Genomic DNA, 26951 nt, shown 5'->3' with positions numbered 1-26951 from the left:
AACTATGTTGGTTAAGTCCTCGATCGATTAGTATTCGTCAGCTGCACGCATCGCTGCGCTTCCACCCCGAACCTATCTACCTCATCGTCTTTGAGGGATCTTACTTGCTTGCGCAATGGGAAATCTCATCTTGAGGGGGGCTTCGTGCTTAGATGCTTTCAGCACTTATCCCGGCCACACATAGCTACCCAGCGATGCCCCTGGCGGAACAACTGGTACACCAGCGGTGTGTCCATCCCGGTCCTCTCGTACTAAGGACAGCTCCTCTCAAATTTCCTGCGCCCGCGACGGATAGGGACCGAACTGTCTCACGACGTTCTGAACCCAGCTCGCGTACCGCTTTAATGGGCGAACAGCCCAACCCTTGGGACCGACTACAGCCCCAGGATGCGATGAGCCGACATCGAGGTGCCAAACCTCCCCGTCGATGTGGACTCTTGGGGGAGATAAGCCTGTTATCCCCGGGGTAGCTTTTATCCGTTGAGCGATGGCCCTTCCATGCGGAACCACCGGATCACTAAGCCCGTCTTTCGACCCTGCTCGACCTGTACGTCTCGCAGTCAAGCTCCCTTGTGCCTTTACACTCTGCGAATGATTTCCAACCATTCTGAGGGAACCTTTGGGCGCCTCCGTTACTCTTTAGGAGGCGACCGCCCCAGTCAAACTGCCCGCCTGACACTGTCTCCCGCCCCGATCAGGGGCGTGGGTTAGAATTTCAATACAACCAGGGTAGTATCCCACCGACGCCTCCCCCGAAGCTGGCGCTCCGGGTTCTCTGGCTCCTACCTATCCTGTACAAGTTGCACCAAAATTCAATATCAGGCTGCAGTAAAGCTCCACGGGGTCTTTCCGTCCTGTCGCGGGTAACCTGCATCTTCACAGGTACTATAATTTCACCGAGTCTCTCGTTGAGACAGTGCCCAGATCGTTACGCCTTTCGTGCGGGTCGGAACTTACCCGACAAGGAATTTCGCTACCTTAGGACCGTTATAGTTACGGCCGCCGTTTACTGGGGCTTCAGTTCGCACCTTCGCTTGCGCTAAGCACTCCCCTTAACCTTCCAGCACCGGGCAGGCGTCAGCCCCTATACGTCACCTTACGGTTTTGCAGAGACCTGTGTTTTTGCTAAACAGTCGCCTGGGCCTATTCACTGCGGCTCTCTCGGGCTATACACCCTACCAGAGCACCCCTTCTCCCGAAGTTACGGGGTCATTTTGCCGAGTTCCTTAACGAGAGTTCACTCGCTCACCTTAGAATTCTCTTCTCGCCTACCTGTGTCGGTTTGCGGTACGGGCACCTCCCGCCTCGCTAGAGGCTTTTCTTGGCAGTGTGAAATCAGGGACTCCAGGGCATACGCCCCTTGCCGTCACAGTTCAATGTTTGCGGAAACGGGATTTGCCTCGTTTCCCACCTTGCTGCTTGGACGCGCTCAACCAACGGCGCGCTCGCCTTATCCTTCTGCGTCCCCCCATTGCTCAAACGGCGGGGAGGTGGTACAGGAATATCAACCTGTTGTCCATCGTCTACGCCTATCGGCCTCGACTTAGGTCCCGACTGACCCTGAGCGGACGAGCCTTCCTCAGGAAACCTTAGGCATTCGGTGGACGGGATTCTCACCCGTCTTTCGTTACTCATACCGGCATTCTCACTTCTAAGCGCTCCACGGATCCTTCCGGTCCCGCTTCGACGCCCTTAGAACGCTCTCCTACCACGGACATCTACGATGTCCATCCACAGCTTCGGTAATCCGTTTAGCCCCGGTACATTTTCGGCGCAGTGTCACTCGACCAGTGAGCTATTACGCACTCTTTAAATGATGGCTGCTTCTAAGCCAACATCCTGGTTGTCTAAGCAACGCCACATCCTTTTCCACTTAACGGATATTTGGGGACCTTAGCTGGTGGTCTGGGCTGTTTCCCTCTTGACTACGGATCTTATCACTCGCAGTCTGACTCCCAAGCATAAATCACTGGCATTCGGAGTTTGTCTGAATTCGGTAACCCGGGATGGGCCCCTAGTCCAAACAGTGCTCTACCTCCAGGATTCTCTATCTTGAGGCTAGCCCTAAAGCTATTTCGGAGAGAACCAGCTATCTCCAGGTTCGATTGGAATTTCTCCGCTACCCACACCTCATCCCCGCACTTTTCAACGTGCGTGGGTTCGGGCCTCCAGTAAGTGTTACCTTACCTTCACCCTGGACATGGGTAGATCACCTGGTTTCGGGTCTACAACTGCATACTCATTCGCCCTATTCAGACTCGCTTTCGCTGCGGCTCCGGCTTCTCACCTTAACCTTGCATGCAATCGTAACTCGCCGGTTCATTCTACAAAAGGCACGCCATCACCCATAAACGGGCTTTGACTAGTTGTAGGCACACGGTTTCAGGATCTGTTTCACTCCCCTTCCGGGGTGCTTTTCACCTTTCCCTCACGGTACTGGTTCACTATCGGTCACTAGGTAGTATTTAGCCTTGGGAGATGGTCCTCCCGGATTCCGACGGAATTTCACGTGTTCCGCCGTACTCAGGATCCACTCAGGAGGGAAGCGATTTTCGGCTACGGGGCTGTTACCCACTGTGGCGGACCGTTCCAGGTCGCTTCGCCTAACCGCTTCTTTTGTAACTCCGTATTGAGTGTCCTACAACCCCAAGAGGCAAGCCTCTTGGTTTGGGCTGATCCCGTTTCGCTCGCCGCTACTCAGGGAATCGCATTTGCTTTCTGTTCCTCCAGGTACTTAGATGTTTCAGTTCCCTGGGTCTGCCTTCTCATGTGCTATGAATTCACACATGGATACCGCCCCATTAAAGGCGGTGGGTTCCCCCATTCGGAAATCTCCGGATCAAAGCTCACTTACAGCTCCCCGGAGCATATCGGTGTTAGTGCCGTCCTTCTTCGGCTCCTAGTGCCAAGGCATCCACCGTGCGCCCTTTCTAACTTAACCATTAGAAAGTCGACCGAAAAAATCGGTCTCATCACTCGTGTTGCTTGTTTTCGTTGTTTCAATGTCGTCATATCCAGTTTTCAAAGAACAAGGGTTGAAGTGTCATGTCCAGCTCCAAACGCCAGCTCCCGCGTCTGCTTCACGCTTTCCTTCGACATGCAAGCATGTCAAGTCAAGCCTTCCAGCAGCCGGTTGAGCTGAACGGCGTTTTTCGCCTTTCAGTGAACCTTCAAAACTGAACGCAAAACGTCAACCGGAGCGTAAGCTCCGTTCCGATATTATCCTTAGAAAGGAGGTGATCCAGCCGCACCTTCCGATACGGCTACCTTGTTACGACTTCACCCCAATCATCTGTCCCACCTTCGGCGGCTGGCTCCACAAGGGTTACCTCACCGACTTCGGGTGTTACAAACTCTCGTGGTGTGACGGGCGGTGTGTACAAGGCCCGGGAACGTATTCACCGTGGCATGCTGATCCACGATTACTAGCGATTCCGGCTTCATGCAGGCGAGTTGCAGCCTGCAATCCGAACTGAGAACGGTTTTCTGGGATTGGCTCCCCCTCGCGGGTTGGCAGCCCTTTGTACCGTCCATTGTAGCACGTGTGTAGCCCAGGTCATAAGGGGCATGATGATTTGACGTCATCCCCACCTTCCTCCGGTTTGTCACCGGCAGTCACCTTAGAGTGCCCAACTGAATGCTGGCAACTAAGATCAAGGGTTGCGCTCGTTGCGGGACTTAACCCAACATCTCACGACACGAGCTGACGACAACCATGCACCACCTGTCACCGCTGTCCCCGAAGGGAAAGCCCTGTCTCCAGGGCGGTCAGCGGGATGTCAAGACCTGGTAAGGTTCTTCGCGTTGCTTCGAATTAAACCACATGCTCCACCGCTTGTGCGGGCCCCCGTCAATTCCTTTGAGTTTCAGCCTTGCGGCCGTACTCCCCAGGCGGAGTGCTTAATGCGTTAGCTGCAGCACTAAGGGGCGGAAACCCCCTAACACTTAGCACTCATCGTTTACGGCGTGGACTACCAGGGTATCTAATCCTGTTTGCTCCCCACGCTTTCGCGCCTCAGCGTCAGTTACAGACCAGAAAGTCGCCTTCGCCACTGGTGTTCCTCCACATCTCTACGCATTTCACCGCTACACATGGAATTCCACTTTCCTCTTCTGCACTCAAGTCCCCCAGTTTCCAATGACCCTCCACGGTTGAGCCGTGGGCTTTCACATCAGACTTAAAGGACCGCCTGCGCGCGCTTTACGCCCAATAATTCCGGACAACGCTTGCCACCTACGTATTACCGCGGCTGCTGGCACGTAGTTAGCCGTGGCTTTCTGGCGAGGTACCGTCAAGGTGCCAGTAGTTAGCTGGCACGGTTTCTTCCCTCGCAACAGAGTTTTACGATCCGAAAACCTTCATCACTCACGCGGCGTTGCTCCGTCAGACTTGCGTCCATTGCGGAAGATTCCCTACTGCTGCCTCCCGTAGGAGTCTGGGCCGTGTCTCAGTCCCAGTGTGGCCGATCACCCTCTCAGGTCGGCTACGCATCGTCGCCTTGGTGGGCCGTTACCCCACCAACTAGCTAATGCGCCGCGGGCCCATCCTGCAGTGACAGCCGAAACCGTCTTTCCGTAACCTCCCAGGAGGGAGGTCAAACTATTCGGTATTAGCACCGGTTTCCCGGAGTTATCCCGATCTGCAGGGCAGGTTGCCCACGTGTTACTCACCCGTCCGCCGCTAAACGCTTGGAGCAAGCTCCAAGTGTTCCGCTCGACTTGCATGTATTAGGCACGCCGCCAGCGTTCGTCCTGAGCCAGGATCAAACTCTCCATTATAGAGAACTGACTTGCTCAAATTCTGCTGGCGTCTCGCCGTTCCGAAGAACGCACGAGTCGCTTGATCTGGCCGAAGCCTGATCAGTACATTTGCGCGGGCCGTTTTGCGCGGCCGTTGCTATTGTTGACGTTTTGCTGTTCAGTTTTCAAGGTTCAATAATCAGTCGCTTTAAATTAGCAACTTTATTAGTTTACTTCATCCTGCAGTTCGTGTCAACTAAATCATTTATCTTTTAAATGAAAGTGTTTCGTTTTCACTTTGTTTCCCTGAGGACATGTACTAATATATCAAGGTTCTCGTTATAAGTCAATGACTTTGAGAAAATTAATAAATAAATATTAACCGTTTACATTTTTTATTATAACAGAATATTCGCAATATAAAAGTTACAAACTTGTTACAACTTTGAAAGGAAACTGTTCCTTTACATTCTAAGTGTTGGCGATTTTCCCGCTAATTTTTCCTAGCTTCTCTTTTTCTGCCTGCCCTTGGTTTTCGCTTCCCTTTTTATCTTCCTTCTATATTAAAAGACTGCTGATTTAAAGAACACTCAAAATTTCGGAGGCATATCGCCAGACTCACTTAATCTACATCGCATCGACTGCAGTCGTTCAAATTTTCTTTTCTTCTATATAATAAAAAGCCCGCCAGTAAATTTGGCGGGCCGGGATTTAAGCAATGAAGATAAAATAGAGAATGAAAATGACAAACAGTCCGTACATGATCGGGTGAACTTGCTTGGCCTTGCCTGCCGTAACCATTGTGATCGGATAGAAAATAAATCCGATGGCGATTCCTGTTGCGATGCTATAGCCAAGCGGCATCGAAATCATCGTCAAGAATGCAGGAACGGCAATTTCGAATTTCGACCAATCGATTCTTCCTAAAGCCGAAACCATCAGGACACCAACAATGATCAATGCTGGGGCCGTTACCGCGCTCGTGATCACTTCCAGCAGCGGATAGAACAGAATGGAAATTAAGAAAAGCAAGCCAGTGACGACGGCTGCAAATCCTGAACGCGCCCCCGCAGCAACACCGGCACTCGACTCAATGTAAGAAGTCGTCGTTGATGTTCCGAAGATCGCGCCGCTGACAGTAGCAACGGCATCAGCAAGAAGGGCCCTCCCTGCACGCGGAAGTTTATCGTCTTTTATCAAGCGCGCTTGAGTTGCGACAGCAACCAATGTCCCTGCCGTATCGAAGAAGTCTACAAACAAGAAAGTTAGAACGATGACAAGGAATTCAATGTTCATGAGTGAACCAAAATCATGAAGAATCGGATCCAGCGCTACACCGAATGTCGGAGCCATGCTCGGAACGTTAAAGTCTACAATAGCGCTTGGCAATTCCACTACTTTAAAAATCATTCCAATTACAGCAGCAATGATCATCCCGAAGAAAATTCCGCCTTTGACGCGGCGCACCATCAGAACAACGGTTACTACCATTCCAAAAATCGCAAGCAACGTAGATGGTACTGTTAAATCACCAAGGCCGACCATCGTCGCTTCATTTGCTACAATGATGCCGGAATTTTGAAGTCCAATAAATGTAATGTAAAGCCCAATCCCCGCTCCGACTGCCAGTTTCAAGTCGTTCGGAATCGCATTAATAATCCGTTCACGAAGCCCCGACAAAGAAAGAACGATGAAGATGAGTCCGGAAAATAAAACGCCTGTCAAAGCAGTTTGCCACGGAATGCCGTATGTCAAGATAACGGTATAAGCAAAGAATGCATTTAATCCCATACCCGGCGCAAGTGCAATCGGATACTTGGCGATGATCCCCATCATCAAACATCCGATAGCTGCAGCAAGAGCCGTCGCCATAAATACAGATCCATAATCCATATACATTTCAGCAGGCAGGTCCGGCACGGAACTTAATGTCAGCGTGAGCGGATTGACGACTAAAATATAAGCCATCGCTAAAAAGGTGGTTAAGCCCCCGATAATTTCTCGGCGGTAATTAGTTCCCAGTTCCTCGAACTGAAAATACTTTCTCATGTTGTTTTCCTCCGCGTGTCGTCGCGATAATGTTGAAACATAAAAAGCACATACAGCTTCATGCCGTATGTGCTCGATTTCCTCTTCAAATTCACCTCAAATGAAGAGCGTCCAATTCATTGCGAATGCGGACAAAAATCGTAGTCGAGTCATTTACGGTAACTCGGTAGAAACTTTCGGGCCATATCCCCGACATTATACGACAACGTTATTTAATTTCTATCGTAATATAACATGATTTTTTCAATCTAACAAGCCCAAACCCGAACATTTCAATAAATTTCTGCATTAAAGTTCGTCTAAAAGAAAGAAGCTACACTCCCTAATAGGAATGCAGCTTCTTTTTATTTTATTCCCACTCAATAGTTGCAGGTGGCTTGCTCGTAATGTCATAGAGCACACGGTTGATATGCGACACTTCGTTGACCAAGCGGACACTGATTTTCTCCAATACATCCCACGGGATGCGTGCCCAGTCAGATGTCATGCCGTCAATTGAAGTGACAGCGCGGATGCCGATTGCGTAATCGTACGTACGGGCATCGCCCATAACGCCGACACTGCGGATGTCCGGAAGAACCGTGAAGTACTGCCAGATGTCCCGGTCAAGTCCAGCTTTACTGATTTCATCACGCAAAATCCAGTCGGATTCACGGACGATTTCCAGTTTCTCTTCCGTTACAGCGCCCATGATGCGAATGCCAAGGCCCGGCCCTGGGAACGGCTGACGCCAAACGATTTCATCCGGCATGCCAAGTTCAGCGCCAAGCACACGCACTTCATCTTTGAATAAGGTATTTAATGGTTCAATCAATTTAAACTGCATGTCTTCCGGAAGACCGCCGACATTGTGGTGCGATTTAATTGTTTGAGCAGTAGTCGTACCACTTTCGATAATATCAGTATACAGCGTACCTTGTGCCAGGAAGTCCATGCCTTCCAGTTTAGAAGCTTCGTCATCGAATACATAAATGAATTCGTTGCCGATGATTTTCCGTTTTTGTTCCGGATCGGTTACTCCGGCAAGTTTGTTCATGAAACGGTCGCGTGCGTCGATTTTAATGACATTCATATGGAAGCCGTCAGCAAAAGTTTTCATGACGCTTTCAGCTTCTCCTTTGCGAAGCAAGCCGTGGTCAACGAACATACAAGTCAATTGGTCGCCGATTGCTTTGTGGATCAAGACGGCCACTACGGAAGAATCTACGCCGCCGCTGAGTGCGCAAAGAACTTTTTTGTCGCCGACTTCTTCACGGATTTTTTCAATTTCCAGTTCAATGTAATTTTCCATTGACCAGTCATCGGTCATGCCGCAAACATCGAATACGAATTGACGCAGCAACTCATTGCCGTAAATCGAGTGGCGGACTTCCGGGTGGAATTGAACACCGTAGAAACCGCGTGACTCATCTGCCATCGAAGCAATTGGGCAGCTTGCGCTCGTGCCGATTACATCAAATCCAGGAGGCGCTGCAGTTACCAGATCCCCGTGGCTCATCCAGACAATCTGTTCTTCTGGCAAGCCTTTAAACAAGGTGCTTTCTTTGGTCAATTTCAGTTCAGCTTTCCCGTATTCACGGTTTTGGGCTTTTTCAACTTTGCCATTTAAATGCAACGCCATCAATTGCATGCCGTAGCAGATCCCTAAAATCGGAAGACCCATTTCAAAAATCGCATCGTCTACAGAAAAAGCATTCTTGTCATAAACCGAATTAGGGCCGCCTGAAAAAATAATGCCTGTTGCGTTCATTTCTTTGATTTCTTCTGCAGTAATGGTATGCGGATGCAATTCACTGTAAACACCGATTTCACGAATACGCCGTGTAATCAATTGGTTATACTGGCTTCCAAAATCCAAAACCACAATTTTCTTTTGCTCTTTTAACATCGGACTTGCTGGCACACTCTTCACCTCTTCTATTCAATTCAGGCCTCAAAATGACAAAAGAACGCGGAAAAGGATTCCTCGCGTTCTTTTGCTCTACATCAAAAAGGCGAATGCACATGTCTGAACGCATGCGTCATCCACCTTCATAGTCAAGTCATTTCCGGGGACTTGGTAGAGACATCTGGTCCATATTACCAGACATATATGAGGGCACTTGTACTTTTAATTTTCTCAATTGTACAAGCTAGCTCGACCAAAATCAACCGATTGTCTGTTTGATTAAATTTTCCCAACTTTCCTGCAACTCCCGCCATTCAATGGAATCCTTACGCCCGCCGTAGATTGACTGCTCATAAGCATTGGTTAGGCGGGTCATATCTTTTGTTCCAAAAAATGTGTCTATATAGGAAGCATAGGCTCTTAAGGTCTGCCCCTCGCTTCTTTTTATCCCATATAACTCCAATTGTTTCAAAAGCCGCAGATAAGCTTTTTCGAATGTGGCGGTATCGCCGCTGCGCAGTCGGTAATAAGGAATTAAGACACGAGGCAGCCATTTATGACGGAACTTATAGAAAATCGCTGCCAGTACACCAAGGGCAATTGCCCCCCAACCGATTTTTCTGCTGTTTTCATCAAGGAACGCTTGGAAGCGGCTCCAGAAAGATGGACCGGCATTCGGATCTGAAACTGCTTCATCTTCCAGTTCTTCAGGCAGCGGAGGTTCCGGACGGTCGGGCATAGCCGCTTCATCTTCCTCGGCGGCATCGACTTCTATATCAAAATCGACGGCAGAAGAACCCGTAAACCCGATGGTCGGTTCAAACAGCATCCAGCCGACTCCCGGCATGTAAGCCTCTACCCAGGAATGGGCGTTGTTATTGGTGATTTGGTAAATATCGGTATCATCTTTCGTCTCTACGATTTCCCCTTCGTTAAACCCTTTTACCCACCGGGCCGGAATATCCAGGGAACGCAGCAGGACAACCATAGACGTGGAAAAATTATCACAATACCCTTTTTTCGTATCGAATAAAAATTGGTCGACGTAATCCTGGTCTTCATCCGGCACCGGAATATCCTGCTGGCTGTATTCAAAACCGGCATTGCTGAAGTACCTCTCGATGTCTCGGGCTTTATCGTAGATTGTAGTCGAACTGGCTGTTATTTCTTCTGCCAAATCCCGAACGCGCTGCGGCAATTCGGCCGGCAACTGGCGATAACGGTCAAATTCCGCCGGCAGCTCCGCCAAATCTTCCGGGGCAGTTTCACGCAATGCCGTTAAACTGAAAGTTGGCTCACTGAACGTGATCTCGTAAACTTCCGGTTCAAAAACATCGCCTTGCTGATAGGTTTCAATTCGCTGGTCTGCCGTATTGTACTGGTAATCCAAATTTTCATCCATCACAACCGATTCAGTCCCATACGGATACAACACGAACGGGAAATCCTGATCCATCGACAAGAGCGCGATTTCTTGCATTTCCGGGTCTCCCGGCGTGAAATCAGTCGCAATAAAGTCGCCGTTTTCATACAGGAAAGAGTCGCCGATATTCTCCGTCAGTTCCCAGCCTTTTGTCGTATAAATGTCTTTTGACTCCACTTTCCAGTATTGCCCGCTGACAACTTCCGCTTTAAATACCGGGGAGCTGTCGCCGATGAACGAACCGCCCAGCTGCGAATCGTTCACTCCGTAGCCGATTCTTCCAACTGTACCGCCCGGCCCGCTTCCCGCTCCGCTTGAAAAAGACGTAATATACGGAACAGGATCTGGCCAGATAGGACCGGATTTCGGCAAGTAAAGCGCCACTGCCGTAGAACCGGCAATCATGATAAACAACGGAATGATTGCCGCTGCAATTTTTTCGCTGCTCAGTTCTATTCGGTGACGCTCTGTCCATCTTGCTAAATGCAGAAGACCGGCCAACAATAAGCCAATGACCATAATGCGGATAATGGCCGTATTCCCTGTATAAGGGCTGAACGTATCCAGTACCGCAATAAAAACCACCGTCAACAAGTAAAACAGGAAGATGCTCAAACGGAAGCTCACCCAGTAATGAATCAAGTAAACAGCCATCCATAACAGCGTGAAAAATAAAAGCGTGCGAAAAACATCGGTCGTGTTCGCCCAGTTTTGAGAAAAAAGAGCAGCTAAATTGATTTTTAAGTCTTGCCAGACAAATGCGATGGCTTCACCGGTGAAAAACACTTCACCGGTATACACGTAAACGATAAACCATAAAACATACAGCAATTTCAACGGCCCGGAAATCCACCAGGAGACTTTTAATAAAGACATTCCAAGCGCCATTGCAATAAAAATCAGAAACAATGGTTTATAGGCAGTAGCCGTTAAAGTCATTACCGGCGTCAGCCATTCGGCCAGCAGGAAAAAGACAAGAATGTAGAGCCCTGCCATAAACCAACTATTTTTCCTTATGGAAGTCATTTGCCGTTCACCTCCGTAAATACCGATGAAAAATTATCCGGACTGACACGCTTTACAGTAAAACCTTTTGAACGGGCAAATTGATGGGCAGCTTCTTCCTGGGGAGAAGCCGGTTCTCCTTTATGAGTGACAACCAAACACATACACGTATTTAAATGCTTCACATTTCGCTGAATGGCTTTCACCATTTCCATGGTTAAATGGCTGGTCACATACAAAAGGCTTGAGGCCTGGATTTTCTGGAGCTCACGCCCCCCTGCATCTTCCGCAGGTTTCTCCAGATCAGGCTGGACCTTTGTTAAATGGTACATGATCCGATGCAGATGTTCTTCGGTCTGGATGACCGGAAAATGATTGTGGGTTTCGCCAATCGATAAGTAAGACACACTTGAATTGGAACGTACAAGCGATTTAAGAATAGAAGCCACCAATTCCACTTGAATTTCAAATTTCTCTGAAGGCCGTCGGTCATCCATCAAAAACAGGTCCTGGGACTGGCGGTCTTCAAATTCCTTTGTGCGCATTGTCTGTGTCCGGGCAAATGACTTCCAGTGGATCCACGAAACCCGGTCTCCCGGATGGTAATCCCGGATGCCGGTAGCCATGGTCGTATCCTTGACCAGTGTAAACGGCGCAGCCATCGAGCCGTGATCGTATTTGGACTCCATCGGCCGATAAACAATGTCTACGGTATTAGGATAGACGAGCACTTTTTGCTGAAGCGGCACCAATCTGCTTTTACGGACCCAGCCGAAGAAATCGGCGATTTCAATTTGAACGCCTTCCAAAACATGTTCTCCGCGCGGCATATGTTCAATCTCATATGTCCATGAATAATTTTTCCGGAATCCGGGAACAAACATTTTCTGATGCATGCCGGGCGTTTGTTTTTTTAAAGCGGGAGAATGGGTCTTTTCAGTAAGGACCGTATACAGCAAAGGAAAGCGGAGTTTTCTGCGCATATGAATGGTTGCTGAAAAACTGCTTCCTTTTCGCACTTGAGCGGTATGGATATCACGGGATAATTCAATATCGCTTAGAGGGTAAAATGTCAACAAAACGGAATATAAGGCAAAAGGCAAAGCCATATAAAAAATGAACCAGCTGACAAATCCGCCTTGGAACATGGCAAACGAAAATGTCAGCAAAAGGAGGCCCAGGACAAAAAGCAGCCTCCCCCATAAATTCATAAATTCTTTCGCTTTATTCATTGGCCGACTAGCCTTTGAACGGGAACTCGTGTTTTCGCCAAAATCCGGTCTGTGATTTCTTCAGCCGTAACTCCGTCATAACGCGCTTCCGAACGCAGCATGATGCGGTGTCCAAAGACAAATTTCGCCAAATGCTGCACATCGTCCGGCGTCACAAAATCCCGGCCTTTCAGCATGGCGTAGGCTTGGGAAGCTTTCATCAATGCAATAGACCCCCTTGGGCTCACTCCCAAGTACACATAAGGGTCAATTCGGGTTTGTCTGGCTAGATCCACGATATAGCTGCGGATGGTTTCGTCGACATTGATCCGCTTCACTTCTTCCTGCAATTTCAGCAGCTCCTCAAGCGTCATCACCGGCTGAAGTTCATCAATCGGCGCAGAAACCTGGGAGCGGTTCAGCACTTCCATTTCTTCGCTGGAACTTGGGTAGCCGATCTTAATTTTCAGGAGGAAACGGTCCAGCTGCGCTTCAGGCAGCGGATAGGTCCCTTCATATTCAATGGGATTTTGAGTAGCCATAACGAAAAACGGTTTCGGTATGTGCTGGGTTACGCCATCAATTGTGACGGAAGCTTCTTCCATCGCTTCTAGCAAAGAGGATTGCGTTTTAGGGGAAGTCCGGTTTATTTCATCGGCTAATACGATATTTCCCATAATCGGTCCCGGCCTGAAATGAAACTCCATGTCTTTCGGATTATAAATGGAGACACCTATAACATCTGACGGGAGCAGGTCAGGAGTGAATTGAATCCGTTTAAAATCAGCGCCGATGGATTTCGCGAGCGCTCTCACCAGCATCGTTTTGCCGACCCCAGGCACATCTTCCAGCAGCACATGCCCTTGGGAAAGCATAGCTACAATGCTTAATTCAGCGATATGGCGTTTGCCGATGATCACTTTTTCTATATTGTCTATCACTGCATTCAAGCGGTCTTTAGCATTCATCCTGATTCCCCCAGTATATAAATTCGCGTATTTTAAATTGTTGAAATCTTATCATAAGCATAACGAATTTATATAATTTTCTCAACTGTCTGTAACTTTTATAAGGACTTTTTCCGCAAATAAAAAACAGAGCTTAAAAAGATAAGCTCTGTTGCATTTGAGTTATTTCCAAAAATCATCAAAAATCGTGATCGGCAAGTGGCGTTTGTGCTGGGAACGCAAGTAATAGCCTTCCAGTTTTTCCTGTGCATCTTGCGGAATTTTCTTGCCTTCCAAATAATCGTCAATCATGTCATAGGTGATGCCAAGCGCCACTTCATCCGGAATTGCAGGTTTGTCTTCTTCCAGATCGGCCGTCGGAATTTTCATGTACAAATGCTCCGGCGAACCAAGTTCCTTCAACATCGCCCGGCCTTGGCGTTTGTTCAAGCGGAACAACGGAGTCAAGTCAGCAGCCCCATCGCCGAATTTCGTGTAGAAACCGGTAATCGCTTCAGCTGCATGGTCCGTCCCGAGAACAACTGCATTGTGCATGGCTGCAGCTGAAAATTGCACTTTCATCCGTTCACGCGCTTTTTCGTTCCCTTTGGCAAAATCCGTCAGTTCAATGCCTGCAGCATCCAGAGCATGTTTGCTGGCATCCACTGCTTCTTTGATATTTACTGTATACACTTTCGTCGGGTTGATAAATCCAATGGCATCCTGCGCATCGTGTTCATCAAACTGTTCTCCGTACGGCAAGCGGATTGCATAAAAGCCGTATATAGGTTCTCCCGCTTCTGCGTTCAATTCGTCGACCGCCATTTGCGCCAGCTTTCCGGCTAAGGTAGAATCCTGCCCTCCGGAGATGCCTAAGACAAATCCTTTTAAAAACGGATGCTTCACCAGGTATTCTTTTAAAAATGAAACCGTTCGTTCAATTTCTTCTTTCGGATTTATGGAAGGCTGAACTTTAAGTTCTTCAATGATCGTTTTTTGCAAATCTGACATGAATATTCCCCCTTATTTTCCTGTAAGTTGTTGAATAGCGTCTTTCACTTCCTGGATATTGCGCATCTTGTTGTCCCAGCATTTTTGGCTTAAATCGACTGGGTATTCTTCCGGATTTAACGAACGTTTGTATTCGTCCCATAATAGCTCCAGGTTTTTCGCTGCGAACTCCTGCATTTCCTGGACAGAAGGATTCTCATAAATGATTTCTCCTTTTGCCACGACTTGATGATGGATATTCACTGCATAGAAATTGGAAACAAACTTCGATACATAAGTATGGACCGGATGGAACATCTTCAGATGATCTTCCTCAGCAGGATTTTCATCCTGCATCGTTATATAATCACCTTCTGATTTTCCATTTTCCCTGTCTATAATCCGATAAACGTTTTTTAGGCCCGGAGTCGTGACTTTTTCAGCGTTGCCCGAGATTTTGATGGTATCTTCCATTTCGCCGTGTTCGTTTTCAATGGCGACGATTTTGTATACCGCGCCTAGCGCCGGTTGATCGTAAGCTGTAATCAGCTTTGTCCCGATTCCCCAAGAATCCACCCGGGCTCCTTGCGCTTTCAAGTTCAATATCGTATATTCATCCAAATCGTTGGAAACAACAATTTGGACATCCGGGAAACCGGCTTCATCCAGCATTTTACGGGCTTCTTTCGACAAAAAGGCAATATCGCCGCTGTCCAGGCGGATGCCCAGGAAATTGATTTTGTCACCCAGTTCTTTCGCTACCCGAATTGCAGTTGGAACACCGGATTTCAACGTATCGTATGTGTCCACAAGAAATACGCAGTCTTTGTGGCGTTTGGCATACGAATGAAACGCTTCGTATTCATCTTTGTAAGCTTGGACCATGGAGTGGGCGTGGGTTCCGGCAACCGGAATGCCGAATCGCTTGCCTGCACGGACATTGCTCGTCGCTTCAAGTCCGCCGATAAAAGCGGCTCTTGTTCCCCAAATGGCCGCATCCATTTCCTGCGCACGCCGCGTACCAAATTCCATCACCCGCTGCTCCTTGACAATCTGTTTGATGCGGCTTGCTTTTGTCGCAATCAAAGTCTGGTAATTCACGATATTCAAAAGAGCCGTTTCAATTAATTGGGCTTCTACCAAAGGAGCTTCGATCCGGAGCAATGGTTCGTTCTGAAAAACCAGCTCTCCTTCCAGGACGGAATAGACGTTCCCTGTAAAACGCACCGTCCGCAAGTATTCGATATAGTCTTCTTTGTAGCCGACTTCTTCTTGAAGGTACGCAAGGTCGCTTTCAGTAAAACGGAAATCTCTCAAATAATCCAGGACACGTTCCAACCCGGCGAAAATGGCATAACCATTGCCGAACGGCAGCTTCCGGAAAAAAAGCTCAAACACCGCTTTCCGTTCATGCATGCCATCTGCCCAATAAGATTCGGACATGTTGATCTGGTATAAATCGGTATGTAAGGCTAAGCTGTCATCTAGATATGTTTTTTCCATATAAATCTCCTTCTTCCGCATGGGGTAATTTTTCTTATTATACCCCAATAGTCATGTTTCAAAAAACAAATCCTTGTGCCAGCTAATCAGTTGACTAAGGCGTGAATTTATGAGATACTTATTCAGTTAACAAAGAGGTAACGGATATATTTTGATAATCTGGCATTCTACAACAATGTTTTTGAGAATACTTATTCACACTGGCGCGATTTCAGGATCGCAAGGACGTAAAAGAAGGTAGGGTTTACGTTGCTTAAGTTAGAAGGCACCCAGTGGAACTATGACCGCGGCACTGAAAGAAAGAACTTTCAATGGAAATGATTCCCCCGATAAAACGGGTTGAAAAATTGAGTCAAAAATAAATTAATGTTACCTTGCAAAATCAAAGGGATGCCCTCAACTCGAGGGCATCCCTTTTCCAATTCTTTTATTAATTTTTCACAGTTACCGTTGCTTCCGTTTGTTCGCGGTTCAAGTAATCAGTCACCGCTCCTTTTGAAGAGCAGGTCACATTATGCGCATATTTCCCCAGCACACCTTTCTTATGCAAAGGCGGAGCCACCCAGGCATTGAGGCGCGCTTCCAATTCTTCTTCTGAAACATCCATCGTAATTTCCTGGGTATCGGAATCGATCGTGACGATATCGCCTTCTTTCAGAAGAGCAATCGGTCCGCCGACTTGTGCTTCCGGTGCAATATGGCCGACCACCAATCCATGAGTGCCGCCGGAGAAACGGCCATCTGTCAGCAAAGCTACTTTCTCATCCATGCCTTTGCCGACAAGGATTCCTGAAATCGACAGCATTTCAGGCATTCCCGGACCGCCTTTTGGCCCCACATAACGAATCACCAACACGTCCCCGTCATTGATTTCGTCTGCCATTACAGCAGCTGTCGCTTCCGGTTCGTTGTCAAAAACGCGTGCCGGCCCTGAATGGCGTTTCACTTTAACGCCCGACATTTTCGCGACTGCGCCGCGCGGAGACAAATTCCCTTTTAGTACGATCAACGGACCGTCTTTGCGTTTCGGCTTATCGAACGGCATGATCACTTGCTGGCCTTCCAGGAGATCCGGGGCCTCTTTCAAGTTTTCCGCTAAGCTTTTACCGGTAACCGTCATGCAGTCGCCGTGCAAATAGCCAGCTTCAAGCAACACCTTCATCACAGCTTGCACACCGCCAACACGGTGCAAATCCTGCATAACGTATTTGCCGCTCGGTTTTAGATCGGCGATATGCGGCACCGTTTTTTGGATGCGGTCAAAATCATCTATCGTCAGATCGACTTCTGCCGCATGCGCGATTGCCAATAAATGAAGAATGGCATTGGTCGAACCGCCAAGCGCCATCACAACCGTAATGGCATTTTCAAACGCTTCTTTGGTCATGATGTCTTTTGGGTAAATCCCTTGTTCGAGCAAATTGTAGACGGCTGCTCCTGCGGCTTCACAGTCTGCTTTCTTGCCTTCTGTTTCTGCGGGATTTGAAGAACTGCCCGGCAAACTCATGCCCATCGCTTCAGCGGCGGAGGCCATGGTGTTGGCTGTGTACATACCGCCGCAAGAACCGGCGCCCGGACAAGCGGCACATTCGATTTTGCGGAGAGCGCCGTCATCGATCGTACCGGCGTTATGCTGGCCCACTCCTTCAAAAACCGACACAATGTCAATGTCCTGACCGTTATTTTTGCCCGGGGCAATTGTTCCGCCGTAGACAAAGACTGCCGGGACTTCCGAATTCGCAATGGCAATCAAACAGCCTGGAATGTTTTTATCGCAGCCGCCGATTGCGACTAAGCCGTCTAAACTTTCCGCGCCTACTACGGTTTCAATCGAATCGGCAATCACATCACGGCTTGAAAGTGAGTATTTCATCCCTTCTGTCCCCATTGAAATCCCGTCCGAAACAGTGATCGTATTGAAAATCATTGGCTTTCCGCCTGCTTCTGCCGCCCCTTTTTTCGCGCTCACTGCCAAATCATGAATATGTATATTGCAAGGAGTCACTTCGCTCCATGTACTTGCTACGCCAATCTGCGGCTTGGTGAAATCATCGTCAGAAAACCCTACAGCTCGGAGCATAGCCCGGTTTGGCGCTTTCATCGCCCCTTCGAACACTTTACTATTGATACGCAAATCTTTTGTCATAAGGCATCTTTCCTTTCTTTTAACTCATTATAGAGAAATATTAAAACAATTCAATGAATTTCAAATTTTTCTCTTCATTTAATTTTAAATCGTCAAAAAACTTTCACATGTAAGCCTTTACATTGACTAGGAGTTTGAAATGCTATTCTTTTATCATTCCAACTGCTTCTTTGAATAAAAAAGTGCTATACTAAATGCAATTATTCTTAATTCGAGATATTTATCTGGAACAAGAACGGGAGGTATATTTTTGGTTATCAGAAAAGCATTCGCCCATGAATACGAAACCATCAAAAAGCAGCGGCTGGCCTCGTATGAACCTTTTAGCAAAGTTATCCCCGCTGGCCATTGGGAAATATTAAAAAACACCTTAACTTCCGAAAACGCCAAAAACGCCGGTGCAGAAGTTTTTGTTTCAGAGATAAATGGCGCGATTGCCGGAAGCGTGGTTTTATTCCCTTCCCAGTCAAAGGCTTACGAATGGGATACAGCAGCACTTGAATACCCGGAAATCCGCATGCTCGCTGTTGATGCAAATTTTAGAAACAACGGAATCGGCCAAGCCTTGGTTGAGCATTGCGTAGCTGTTGCCAAAGAGCATGGCTATCCGTTCATCGGCTTGCATACGGCCCATTTTATGGAAAGTGCCATGCGCTTATACAAACAACTCGGATTCAGCCGGGTTCCTTCTTTGGACTTTGAGCCTTTAGATGACGGCATCATTGTGAAAGCTTTTCGGCTCAATTTAATGCCGTAAAAAAAGCAGCTTCTGCAATTTTTTGCAGAAGCTGCTTTTTAATATGGGAAATTGCTCACCATCAAGTTTTTAATAGATCAATTATTTTTAAAAGGATTTTTCCATTCCATTAATAACGCATAGTTGTGCGATTCGGCGTCTTCGAGATAATCGGAAACGAGCGACAGCGGGGTTCGGCCGCAGCGGAGCAAAAATGTGATGACCGGGTCTTTTAATTTGCCGCTGATTACATGTTCGACGTATTGTTCGGCCGTCAGTTCACTCGCATATTTGTGATAGCCTGAGATTCTTCCCCCGCCTAAGAGCCGGTCCAATCCGTAATGAACCACATGCTCATACATCGACTGCATCATCAACTTGCCTAAATCGAGCTTGCGGAACGACGGTTTGACGCATAAGTCTGCAATATAAAGCGTTTTTCCGTTGGGCTGGTGATTGCCAATTGAGCCATTGTCCGTAATTTCTTCCCATGTGTGCTGAGGATGCAGCGGATCAAAGTCGACCAGCAGACTGGTCATCGATCCCGCAATTTCTCCGTTCACTTCCACACAAATCGCACCTTCCGGGAAATGCTTCAAATGGCTGGCCAATTGCTTTTTTGTCCACCACAAGTCTTCCGGAAACGGCGGCGGAAAACTTTCTTGCTGAACGGCAATTAGCCCAGCGAAATCTTCTTCCGTGTAAGTTCTAACAGTTGCCATCACTGTTTCCGTGCCTTTAAAAACATATTGTTTTTTCTGGTACATCTCCTTCCCCGTCCTTCCTCTCATCATTTCTTTCTATTATAGGGAAAGCCTGTTGAAAGTTCTCATTTAAAGGCTGTTGTGCAACGCAAAAAGGCTTCCAGCCAGAATGGCTGAAAGCCTTTATCGTGCGATTTATTTCTCGCTTAAAGCGGCGGCAAAATATGTGGCGCTGCCATTGGCAATGCGGCTGCAGCAATCATTGCTGCAGTAAGGATTGATGCGAATAATTTTTTCCCGATTTTCATAAATATTCACCACCATTTCGTTCATTATAAGTGCGGTAGAAATGAGCTTTCTCCCACTCTTTATTCCGCTGATAGTAATCGATCAGTTCAGCGGCAACTTTTTTTCCTTCTTTTATATAACCATTTTTTCTGAAAAATGGAAACATTTTCTCCTCACAATAGGACCAAAGATCCTCTTGGGAAAAACTACGCTTTTCGAAATAGTTCGCGTATATGCGAAAGTATTCATCTTTGGGTTCGGCAGCCAATTCGCGCAATTCCTTGATTAGCGGCACGGCGTCGACCGGTCTTTCCAGCTTTGTTTCCAATAAACTGACGAGTACAGCTTTATAAAAATAAGAATTCCTGGAAACATTTTCTTTTAATTCGTGTAAAAGTTCTGCAGCTTGCTGGTATTCTTCTTTTTGCTTTAATAATTCCACAAAATTATAGACGGTTTGGTTATATAAATCCTGTTGGCCGGTCAAATGGGCGTTTCGCTTCAATACTTCGTATATGCCGCCGGCCTGTGCCAGTAAATTCCGTCTTGTGTAATTGATGGCCAGCAAAAGTTGGGCATGAAGCAGCCGGATGTAGTTGTGGTGAAGCTGATAATACTGGACCGCTCTTTCTGCATAATGGGCAGACACTTCAAAGCGGTCATGCAAAATCAGCAGACGGGCTTTTTGGTAATAATACTCCCCTTCAAACTTTTGTGGAATGCTTTGGATTCCTTTATCCAAGCCGTCCAAATAACGGAGCGATTCTTCCGTTTTGTGGAGCATCGTGTAATAAAGCGACCGAAAAAACTGATGAAGCCATTTTTCAGGCGCTGTAAAAGAGCCTTCCAACCTTTCAAGCAATTGCTTCTGCCGCTCTGCTTTGGCCTGATCGTTTTGGTAAATATAATAACGGAATTTATAGAGCTCGTATTGATTCACTAAATCGCTGGATTGAATATAATCATTTTCCTGTTCCAGCTGGCTATATTGCCTTTCCATAGTAGCTAAGTCGTAATGCAGGGAACAATCAATGAATTCTCCCAATTGCCGTTCCAAGCGTTTGTAGCGGTCTACTTCTTTTTCCCACTGAACACCCATTTTCACCAATAATGCCTGAATGGTTGATTCATGTGGTGTATAGGTATTGGATTCAATTTTACTTAAATGCGAGATGGAGCAAATGCCGTCTGCCAATTGTGACTGAGTTAGATTGTTTTTAGTGCGGTAATACTTGATGACAGATCCGATATTCATACACTCACCCTTTTAATCTAGATAAAAAAATATTAACATAAAAAAACAATTCCAGCGAAAGCTGGAATTGTCCTTTAGAGAAGATTAGCGCACGCGGGCAAATCCGAAACCGGAAGCATAGTCGTCGCCAACTGCTGCACCCGAACCAGAAAGGATGTCGTATGCTTTAGCACGGTTCTGCAATTCAGCACGCAGTTGCGTGTTGCTCGCAGAAGTGTTTGTGGCCCAAATTTTTGCAGCCAATCCTGCTACGTGCGGAGTTGCCATAGACGTTCCGCTAATTGTAGAATATCCGCCTGTATACCAAGTAGAGTAAACAGAAGAACCTGGTGCTGAAACTTCCACATCGCCTTTGTTGATCACGTAATCGCCGTCTGTAGCGCTATAGCCGCGGGAAGAATAATCCGCTACGCGGTATGTGCCGTTTTGAATTACGTTTTCAAGAGCTGCTACAGCTACTGCGTTTTGCAAAGCTCCAGGGTAGCCGATCGACCCCTGGTAAGGGCCTGAGTTTCCAGCTGCAGCGATAACAAGAACGCCTTTGCTATAAGCATAGTTTACTGCATTTGTGATCAAGCTGCTTTCACCTGATGAACCAAGGGACATATTGATGACCACTTTCGTGTTCAGAGCAGTTGCTTGATCCGCAACGTGGCGGATGGCAGCTGCGATATCATCCGAATACCCGGAACCGTCATCACCCAATACTTTATAAGCCCATAGATCAGCGGATGGAGCAACACCGTATACGCCAGTGCCTGTTCCACCATCAGCCAAAGCTGAACCGGCAACGTGTGTCCCATGCCCTTGGCGGTCAACACATGAGTTGTTTACTACTGTCGTAGTGGTTGTAAAATCTTTGCACTGTTCCACATTATTTTTCAAATCTGTATGGTTTACATTGACTCCTGTATCCAGCACAGCGATGTTAATGCCAGCCCCGCCAGTTGGTTTAGTCAATGCACTGTCATTGTAAATTGCCTTAATTCCCCACGGTACAGATTGGGAAGCTGCCATTGCAGAGTACGCTGCTTCCGGCTTTGAAGAAGTTTCTTCGATCGAAAATTCCGGCACTTTTTCCACGCTTAAGTTTTTGTTCTTTTGAAGCGCTTCAAATTGTTTTGCATTCATTGTCGTAGTAAAGCCTTCAGAATTGAATTCACGGTGGACACCGTATTTGCCTTTGGCATTTTTCAATTCATTTTGATTTGCCGAATCAACAAGAACGCGGAATGTTTCATTGCCTTGCTGCTGGGCTGTTTCCCCATTTGCTGCGCCAACGCTCATTGCCGGTACTAGCAAAGTAGCAGTCAGCATTACTGATGTTAAAAACTTCGCCGATCTCTTCATCGTTCAATCCCCTTTACCCTCATGATTTTAGGCACTCAATGCCACGTGCAGCGTCCTGCAGCAGCCTGACCGCTTCTGCTCGAGAAGCTATGCCGTACAATTAAGTTATCAGATAACTAAGGATTACGTAATTGGGAAAATGAAAGGGCTTTTTTAGAAAATAAAAGAAAATAGTTCTTTCGATATGCGCACATTAGGGTGCCTGTAATGCATAAAAAGCCAATAAATAAAACCACTTGAGAAAAGTGGTTTTAGAAAGGGATTTTTACTTTTCCAATTGATAAACCCGGGCTTCATAAGGCCGTAGACTATAAGGATCTTCTGCGCCGTAATTGCAAAGCAGCAGGACCGCCCCTTCTGGCGGCGACCAGGCACAAAGCTCGTCTTTTAAATTTGATAGAACAAGCACTTTTTCCTTTTTGTCTTCTCTGGTGTAGGCATAGACGCAGGCATACCAGGTCTTGAATAATTTATAGGCGCCATAAACCAAAACCTCTTTGTTTTTCCGCAAAGCAATCATCTGCTTATATAAATTGAAAACCGACAAGGGATTTTGCCGCTGTGCTTCCACGTTCAGCCATGTGTAGTTTGGATTTAAATCCAGCCACGGTTTTGAAGTTGAAAAGCCCCCATACCCTTCGCCTTGCCACTGCATAGGCGTGCGGGAATGGTCCCGGCTGTTCATTTTAATCATTTGCATAATGGCTTCGTGCTCTATCCCTTCCGCTTTCTTATAGCGGTAAAAATTTAAGGTTTTCACGTCATGGTACAGATCAAGGTCTTCAAACGGCGCATTGGTCATGCCGATTTCCTGTCCCTGATAGATAAAGGGAGTGCCTTGCATAAAAAAATACATAAAGCCGACCGCCGTTGCGCTTTCGCGCCAATAAACCGTATCGTCCCCCCATGTCGAAACGATGCGCGAACGGTCGTGGTTTTCAACATACAGAGCATTCCAGCTGATTCCTTGAGCCGCTTCCTGCCAGCGTGTTAAGACGCCTTTAAGGGCATCGACATTGACGCCGCACGGTTCGTCGGGTTTCCGGAGATACCAGGTTTCGAATTGGAACAGCATGTCCATGACGCCATGTTCTTCGCCGATCCACTCATCGATTTCGTCAGTCGTTACACCATTCGCTTCCCCAACCGTCATTACGTCATATTTTGCGAATGTTTTATCCCGGAGTTCCTTCAGAAAATCGAGAATCCCTTCGACATCGGTCATTTTTTCCCAAGCCGGTACATAGCCGCGCCCTTTTGGATTCGGCATATTGGAATAGTCTTTTTTGATGTGGCTGATGGCATCCAGACGAAAACCATCCACTCCCTTATCAAGCCACCAAATGGTCATGTCATACAGTGCACGGCGCAATTCGGGATTTTCCCAATTCACATCCGGCTGTTTTTCTGCATAAAGATGAAGGTAATATTGACCCGTCGTTTCATCAAATGTCCAGGCAGGGCCGCTGAAGATGCTTTCCCAATTGGTCGGCTCTTCCCGCCAAATGTACCAGTCCCGCTTCGGATTATCGCGTGAAGAACGGGATTCGATAAACCAGGGATGTTCGTCGCTTGTATGATTCAGCACCAAATCCAGAATCAGCTTCATCCCCCGTTTATGCACCCCGTCCAATAACCGGTCGAAATCATCCATCGTCCCCATTTCTTCCATAATGTCCTGAAAGTCACTGATATCGTAGCCATTGTCTATATTCGGCGATTTATACATCGGACAAATCCAGATGACATCAATCCCTAATTCGACCAAGTAATCCAGCTTCTGCATGACGCCTTTCAAATCTCCGATGCCATCGCCATCAGAATCTTTGAAACTGCGGGGATAAATCTGATAGACGACCGCTTCTTTCCACCAAGTTTTCTTCATGGCCGACCCTCCTCACTTCTTTAGGACAAGTACCAGTGCCATCTACAATTTACTCACCATCTATCAATAATGCAGCTCCGAGGACCCCGGCTTCGTTGCCGAATTCGGCGACTTTTACAGACAGGGGATTTAAGAGCAGCGGCTCAAGCTGCTGCATGAACGGATCCCACCAAAGTGGTGCAGACTCTGAAACCCCGCCGCCAATCACGACAATTTCCATATCAAATATGGCTTGCAGCGAACTGATGCCCTGTGCCAGGTCAGCTGTAAATTCCTGAACCAATTGCCGGGCTTTTGGATTGCTCGCAGCCACTTCAAAAAGCTCCCGTGAATTGATGGCAAGGCCGGCTTCTTGGATGCGCCGGTTCAACGCTGTCCCGGAAACATATTGCTCATAACATCCCCGGCGTCCGCAAGGGCATAATACGCCATTTGGCTGCAAAATCATATGCCCGATTTCAGCAGCGCCTCCGTGCGGTCCGCCGCTCAAAAGCTTGCCGTCCCAAATAATGCCGCCGCCGAGGCCCGTTCCAAGCGTTAAGCAGACAACGCGATTTTTGCCTTTAGCCGCCCCTATCTTGGCTTCAGCCAAAGCTGCACAATTCGCATCATTGTCCACCTCGACCCGTTTCCCTGTCGCACGCTCCAATTGCTCTTTCAAGTCTGTTCCCGTCCACCCTGGCAAAATGTCTGTGGCGTAAATCACTTTTCCTTTAGCCGGATCAACAAATCCGTGTGTGCCAATGCCAATTGCTTCCACTTTGGGATGAAGTTTGAGAATGCGCATAACTTGATCTTCAAGATAAGGATACAACGGTGTTTTAGTTGGAACTGTCTCATCAAAGCTTAGCTCGCCTCCTTGGCCAACAATCGCCATTCGGATCTTTGTTCCTCCAATATCTATGCCTAATACCTTGTTCATTTTCTTCCTCTTTTCTTGTTTGCTGGATTTCCTTATTACAACGCTGTTGCGGCTCCCATCAATTCCTCCGGCCATTTCCAGTCGCTGATTGCTACCGCTTCTGTTACATGCTGAGGTTTGCTTGCTCCGATAATTGCTGATGTGACCACAGGCTGATTTAAAATCCATGCCAATGAAAACTGAGAAAGATTGACTTTCTGTTCTTCAGCCAGTTGTTTGTACTTAGCCACTCTTTCAAAATTCTGGTCGGTGAAATATGGCTGGATGAGCTGCTCCCCTTTAGCTGCCCGGCTGTCTTGCGGCAAATCTGCTTTAGACGTGTATTTGCCGGACAACATGCCGCGGGCCATCGGGCTGTAAACCAGCAGCCCCATTTTCTCAGATTGGCAAAATGGAATCACTTCCTGTTCCAGCTCCCGGGACAGCAGATTATATTGGGACTGGGAGCAGATAAAATGTTCAAGCCTGTGAAAAGCACTAAGGCCGTTCGCTTTCGCCATTTGCCACGCTGCATAATTTGAACAGCCGATATAGCGGACTTTTCCTTGCTTGACGAGTTCTGTCAAGGCAGAAAGAGTTTCCTCAAGTGGAGTACGCCTGTCAAAACGGTGAACTTGATACAAATCAATGTAATCCGTGTTAAGGCGCGTTAACGACTTTTCCACTTCCCGGTGAATATGGAATTTGGATAAACCTGCATCATTGACATATTGTCCGACCGGCAGCCCTACTTTGGTGGCCAAAACGATTTTGTCCCTTTTGCCTTTTAAATGGCGTCCGATAATTTCTTCTGACTCGCCTGTTCCATATTTAAACGCTTCATCCTGCCCTTTGCCGTAAAAGTTCGCCGTATCAATTAAGTTAATGCCGGCATCAATGGAACGGTCCAGAATTTCTGCAGAAGCGGCGTCATCAATCCATCTGCCGAACGCCATTGTCCCAAGACTCAAGTTTGAAACACGCAATCCTGATTTTCCTAGATTTGAATACTTCATTGAAGTCTTCCCACCTCTCTTTGCCTTCCGAAAACATCTTTCTTTTTTATTCGCTGCATGGCATAGGAATCCCTTCAATACCGCTTATTTTCAAGCATTCATAATAATAACAATTTCGCTTCAGATTCGATATACTGTCATTAACAGAATTTTCTTTAAAGGCAGGTGGCCCCATGATCAGGGAATGGCTTCTATCTTCAAATCACACGGTCGTGTTTACAGGCGCTGGCATGTCTACGGAAAGCGGATTACCGGATTTCCGCTCGGCTATTCAAGGTCTTTGGCAGCAAAAAGACCCCAGCCAGGTGGCCAGCGTCTCAGCTTTGAATAATAATGTCGAAGAGTTTATCGAATTCTACCGCAAACGAGTGATTGGCGTAAATGAATACCATCCGCACCGCGGACATCAGCTGCTCGCAGAATGGGAAGACCGGGGATTGATCCAAGCGATCATTACCCAAAATGTTGATGGCTTCCATCAGCAAGCAGGCAGCAAACAAGTTGCCGAACTCCACGGCACTTTGCAGAAGGTCCATTGCAATTCCTGCGGCACCGTCTACAGCAGCACGGAATATGCAAACGGAACTTATCAGTGCATAGCCTGCGGCGGCCTCTTGCGCCCATCAGTCGTGCTGTTCGGCGAAATGCTGCCGGAAGAAGCATTTAACCGGGCATTCGAAGAAGCTGCACGCGCTGAACTGTTCATCGTTCTCGGCTCTTCGCTTACCGTCACTCCAGCCAATCAATTTCCACTTATCGCAAAAGAAAATGGCGCACGCCTCATAATTGTCAATCAGGAAGAAACACCGCTCGACCAATACGCCGACGAAGTGATCCGTGACCGGAAAATTGGCGAAGTACTGGCGGAATGGGACGGGCTGCTGAAATAACCCCAAAAGATAAAGAATGGAGGC

At 47.4% G+C, this 26951-nt stretch carries 16 protein-coding genes, 2 rRNA genes and 2 riboswitches; of the genes, 2 read left to right on the top strand and 16 right to left on the bottom strand.

The genetic code is table 11. The features are described from left to right. Positions 1 to 7: 7 nt before the first annotated feature. From QWY22_RS04995 to ilvD, 10 genes are all read right to left on the bottom strand, one after another. Positions 8 to 2941: ribosomal RNA gene (locus QWY22_RS04995) — 23S ribosomal RNA — on the bottom strand. A gap of 288 nt (positions 2942 to 3229) precedes the next feature. Next, a 16S ribosomal RNA gene (locus QWY22_RS04990) occupies positions 3230 to 4779 on the bottom strand. The 16S and 23S rRNA genes sit together here, the layout of an rRNA operon. Positions 4780 to 5451: 672 nt before the next feature. Beyond that, positions 5452 to 6789 (bottom strand): NCS2 family permease, encoded by a 1338-nt coding sequence (locus QWY22_RS04985; RefSeq protein ID WP_053168201.1) that lies wholly within the window; start codon positions 6787 to 6789, stop codon positions 5452 to 5454. A 121-nt stretch (positions 6790 to 6910) separates the two neighbouring features. Then, positions 6911 to 7012: riboswitch (purine riboswitch) on the bottom strand. A 126-nt stretch (positions 7013 to 7138) separates the two neighbouring features. After that, positions 7139 to 8677: a glutamine-hydrolyzing GMP synthase gene (gene guaA, locus QWY22_RS04980; protein WP_300984333.1), complete on the bottom strand. Its 1539-nt coding sequence runs from the start codon at positions 8675 to 8677 to the stop codon at positions 7139 to 7141. Between the two features lie 126 nt (positions 8678 to 8803). Then, positions 8804 to 8905: riboswitch (purine riboswitch) on the bottom strand. A gap of 31 nt (positions 8906 to 8936) precedes the next feature. Continuing rightward, complete coding sequence (locus tag QWY22_RS04975) at positions 8937 to 11126, bottom strand: DUF4129 domain-containing transglutaminase family protein (RefSeq protein ID WP_300983390.1); 2190 nt, start codon at positions 11124 to 11126, stop codon at positions 8937 to 8939. Continuing rightward, positions 11123 to 12337: a DUF58 domain-containing protein gene (locus QWY22_RS04970; protein ID WP_300983388.1), complete on the bottom strand. Its 1215-nt coding sequence runs from the start codon at positions 12335 to 12337 to the stop codon at positions 11123 to 11125. The genes QWY22_RS04975 and QWY22_RS04970 overlap by 4 nt, the downstream gene beginning before the upstream one ends. Further along, positions 12334 to 13284, bottom strand: a complete 951-nt coding sequence (locus QWY22_RS04965; protein ID WP_300983387.1) for an AAA family ATPase — start codon at positions 13282 to 13284, stop codon at positions 12334 to 12336. The genes QWY22_RS04970 and QWY22_RS04965 overlap by 4 nt, the downstream gene beginning before the upstream one ends. A gap of 162 nt (positions 13285 to 13446) precedes the next feature. Then, on the bottom strand, positions 13447 to 14274 hold the full coding sequence (gene nadE / locus QWY22_RS04960; protein ID WP_300983386.1) for an NAD(+) synthase: 828 nt from the start codon (positions 14272 to 14274) through the stop codon (positions 13447 to 13449). A gap of 12 nt (positions 14275 to 14286) precedes the next feature. Next, complete coding sequence (locus QWY22_RS04955) at positions 14287 to 15756, bottom strand: nicotinate phosphoribosyltransferase (RefSeq protein WP_300983385.1); 1470 nt, start codon at positions 15754 to 15756, stop codon at positions 14287 to 14289. Between the two features lie 430 nt (positions 15757 to 16186). Beyond that, entirely contained in the window at positions 16187 to 17902 is a 1716-nt protein-coding gene (gene ilvD, locus QWY22_RS04950; protein WP_300983384.1) for a dihydroxy-acid dehydratase, read from the bottom strand. 250 nt (positions 17903 to 18152) lie between these two features. On the opposite strand from ilvD, the gene QWY22_RS04945 reads away from it, so the two are divergent. Further along, the gene (locus QWY22_RS04945) at positions 18153 to 18659 is read left to right on the top strand and encodes a GNAT family N-acetyltransferase (RefSeq protein ID WP_300983383.1); all 507 of its coding nucleotides are present in this window, start codon (positions 18153 to 18155) and stop codon (positions 18657 to 18659) included. Between the two features lie 77 nt (positions 18660 to 18736). Here the strand turns inward: QWY22_RS04945 and QWY22_RS04940 are convergent, their stop codons facing one another. The 6 genes from QWY22_RS04940 to QWY22_RS04915 all read right to left on the bottom strand — a co-directional run bounded on the left by QWY22_RS04940 (position 18737) and on the right by QWY22_RS04915 (position 26037). Further along, the gene (locus QWY22_RS04940; RefSeq protein WP_300983382.1) at positions 18737 to 19405 is read right to left on the bottom strand and encodes a GNAT family N-acetyltransferase; all 669 of its coding nucleotides are present in this window, start codon (positions 19403 to 19405) and stop codon (positions 18737 to 18739) included. Between the two features lie 241 nt (positions 19406 to 19646). Continuing rightward, positions 19647 to 20885 carry a helix-turn-helix domain-containing protein gene (locus QWY22_RS04935; protein WP_300983381.1) on the bottom strand — a complete coding sequence of 413 codons (1239 nt, stop codon included), beginning with the start codon at positions 20883 to 20885 and terminating at the stop codon, positions 19647 to 19649. 84 nt (positions 20886 to 20969) lie between these two features. Further along, a complete protein-coding gene (locus QWY22_RS04930) occupies positions 20970 to 22235 on the bottom strand; it encodes a S8 family peptidase (protein WP_300983380.1) in 1266 nt (421 codons plus the stop codon). Between the two features lie 265 nt (positions 22236 to 22500). Further along, the gene (locus QWY22_RS04925) at positions 22501 to 24120 is read right to left on the bottom strand and encodes an alpha-glucosidase (protein ID WP_300983379.1); all 1620 of its coding nucleotides are present in this window, start codon (positions 24118 to 24120) and stop codon (positions 22501 to 22503) included. A 49-nt stretch (positions 24121 to 24169) separates the two neighbouring features. After that, on the bottom strand, positions 24170 to 25042 hold the full coding sequence (locus QWY22_RS04920; protein WP_300983378.1) for an ROK family protein: 873 nt from the start codon (positions 25040 to 25042) through the stop codon (positions 24170 to 24172). A 35-nt stretch (positions 25043 to 25077) separates the two neighbouring features. Next, entirely contained in the window at positions 25078 to 26037 is a 960-nt protein-coding gene (locus QWY22_RS04915; protein ID WP_300983377.1) for an aldo/keto reductase, read from the bottom strand. 173 nt (positions 26038 to 26210) lie between these two features. Here QWY22_RS04915 and QWY22_RS04910 point away from each other — a divergent pair, with 173 nt between their 5' ends. Beyond that, positions 26211 to 26927, top strand: a complete 717-nt coding sequence (locus QWY22_RS04910; RefSeq protein WP_300983376.1) for an NAD-dependent deacylase — start codon at positions 26211 to 26213, stop codon at positions 26925 to 26927. Positions 26928 to 26951: the final 24 nt, after the last annotated feature.

The sequence above is a fragment of the Planococcus liqunii genome (assembly GCF_030413595.1).
GTDB lineage: Bacteria > Bacillota > Bacilli > Bacillales_A > Planococcaceae > Planococcus > Planococcus liqunii.
Note: the sequence above shows the minus strand (reverse complement) of the source record. Positions and strands in the feature narration are given on the sequence as shown.

What these genes read in the sequence shown, in the direction of transcription:
- QWY22_RS04985 (WP_053168201.1), bottom strand. Translation starts at nt 6,789, where the DNA reads ATGAGAAAGTATTTTCAGTTCGAGGAACTGGGAACTAATTACCGCCGA.
- guaA (WP_300984333.1), bottom strand. Translation starts at nt 8,677, where the DNA reads ATGTTAAAAGAGCAAAAGAAAATTGTGGTTTTGGATTTTGGAAGCCAG.
- QWY22_RS04975 (WP_300983390.1), bottom strand. Translation starts at nt 11,126, where the DNA reads ATGACTTCCATAAGGAAAAATAGTTGGTTTATGGCAGGGCTCTACATT.
- QWY22_RS04970 (WP_300983388.1), bottom strand. Translation starts at nt 12,337, where the DNA reads ATGAATAAAGCGAAAGAATTTATGAATTTATGGGGGAGGCTGCTTTTT.
- QWY22_RS04965 (WP_300983387.1), bottom strand. Translation starts at nt 13,284, where the DNA reads ATGAATGCTAAAGACCGCTTGAATGCAGTGATAGACAATATAGAAAAA.
- nadE (WP_300983386.1), bottom strand. Translation starts at nt 14,274, where the DNA reads ATGTCAGATTTGCAAAAAACGATCATTGAAGAACTTAAAGTTCAGCCT.
- QWY22_RS04955 (WP_300983385.1), bottom strand. Translation starts at nt 15,756, where the DNA reads ATGGAAAAAACATATCTAGATGACAGCTTAGCCTTACATACCGATTTA.
- ilvD (WP_300983384.1), bottom strand. Translation starts at nt 17,902, where the DNA reads ATGACAAAAGATTTGCGTATCAATAGTAAAGTGTTCGAAGGGGCGATG.
- QWY22_RS04940 (WP_300983382.1), bottom strand. Translation starts at nt 19,405, where the DNA reads ATGTACCAGAAAAAACAATATGTTTTTAAAGGCACGGAAACAGTGATG.
- QWY22_RS04935 (WP_300983381.1), bottom strand. Translation starts at nt 20,885, where the DNA reads ATGAATATCGGATCTGTCATCAAGTATTACCGCACTAAAAACAATCTA.
- QWY22_RS04930 (WP_300983380.1), bottom strand. Translation starts at nt 22,235, where the DNA reads ATGAAGAGATCGGCGAAGTTTTTAACATCAGTAATGCTGACTGCTACT.
- QWY22_RS04925 (WP_300983379.1), bottom strand. Translation starts at nt 24,120, where the DNA reads ATGAAGAAAACTTGGTGGAAAGAAGCGGTCGTCTATCAGATTTATCCC.
- QWY22_RS04920 (WP_300983378.1), bottom strand. Translation starts at nt 25,042, where the DNA reads ATGAACAAGGTATTAGGCATAGATATTGGAGGAACAAAGATCCGAATG.
- QWY22_RS04915 (WP_300983377.1), bottom strand. Translation starts at nt 26,037, where the DNA reads ATGAAGTATTCAAATCTAGGAAAATCAGGATTGCGTGTTTCAAACTTG.
- QWY22_RS04910 (WP_300983376.1), top strand. Translation starts at nt 26,211, where the DNA reads ATGATCAGGGAATGGCTTCTATCTTCAAATCACACGGTCGTGTTTACA.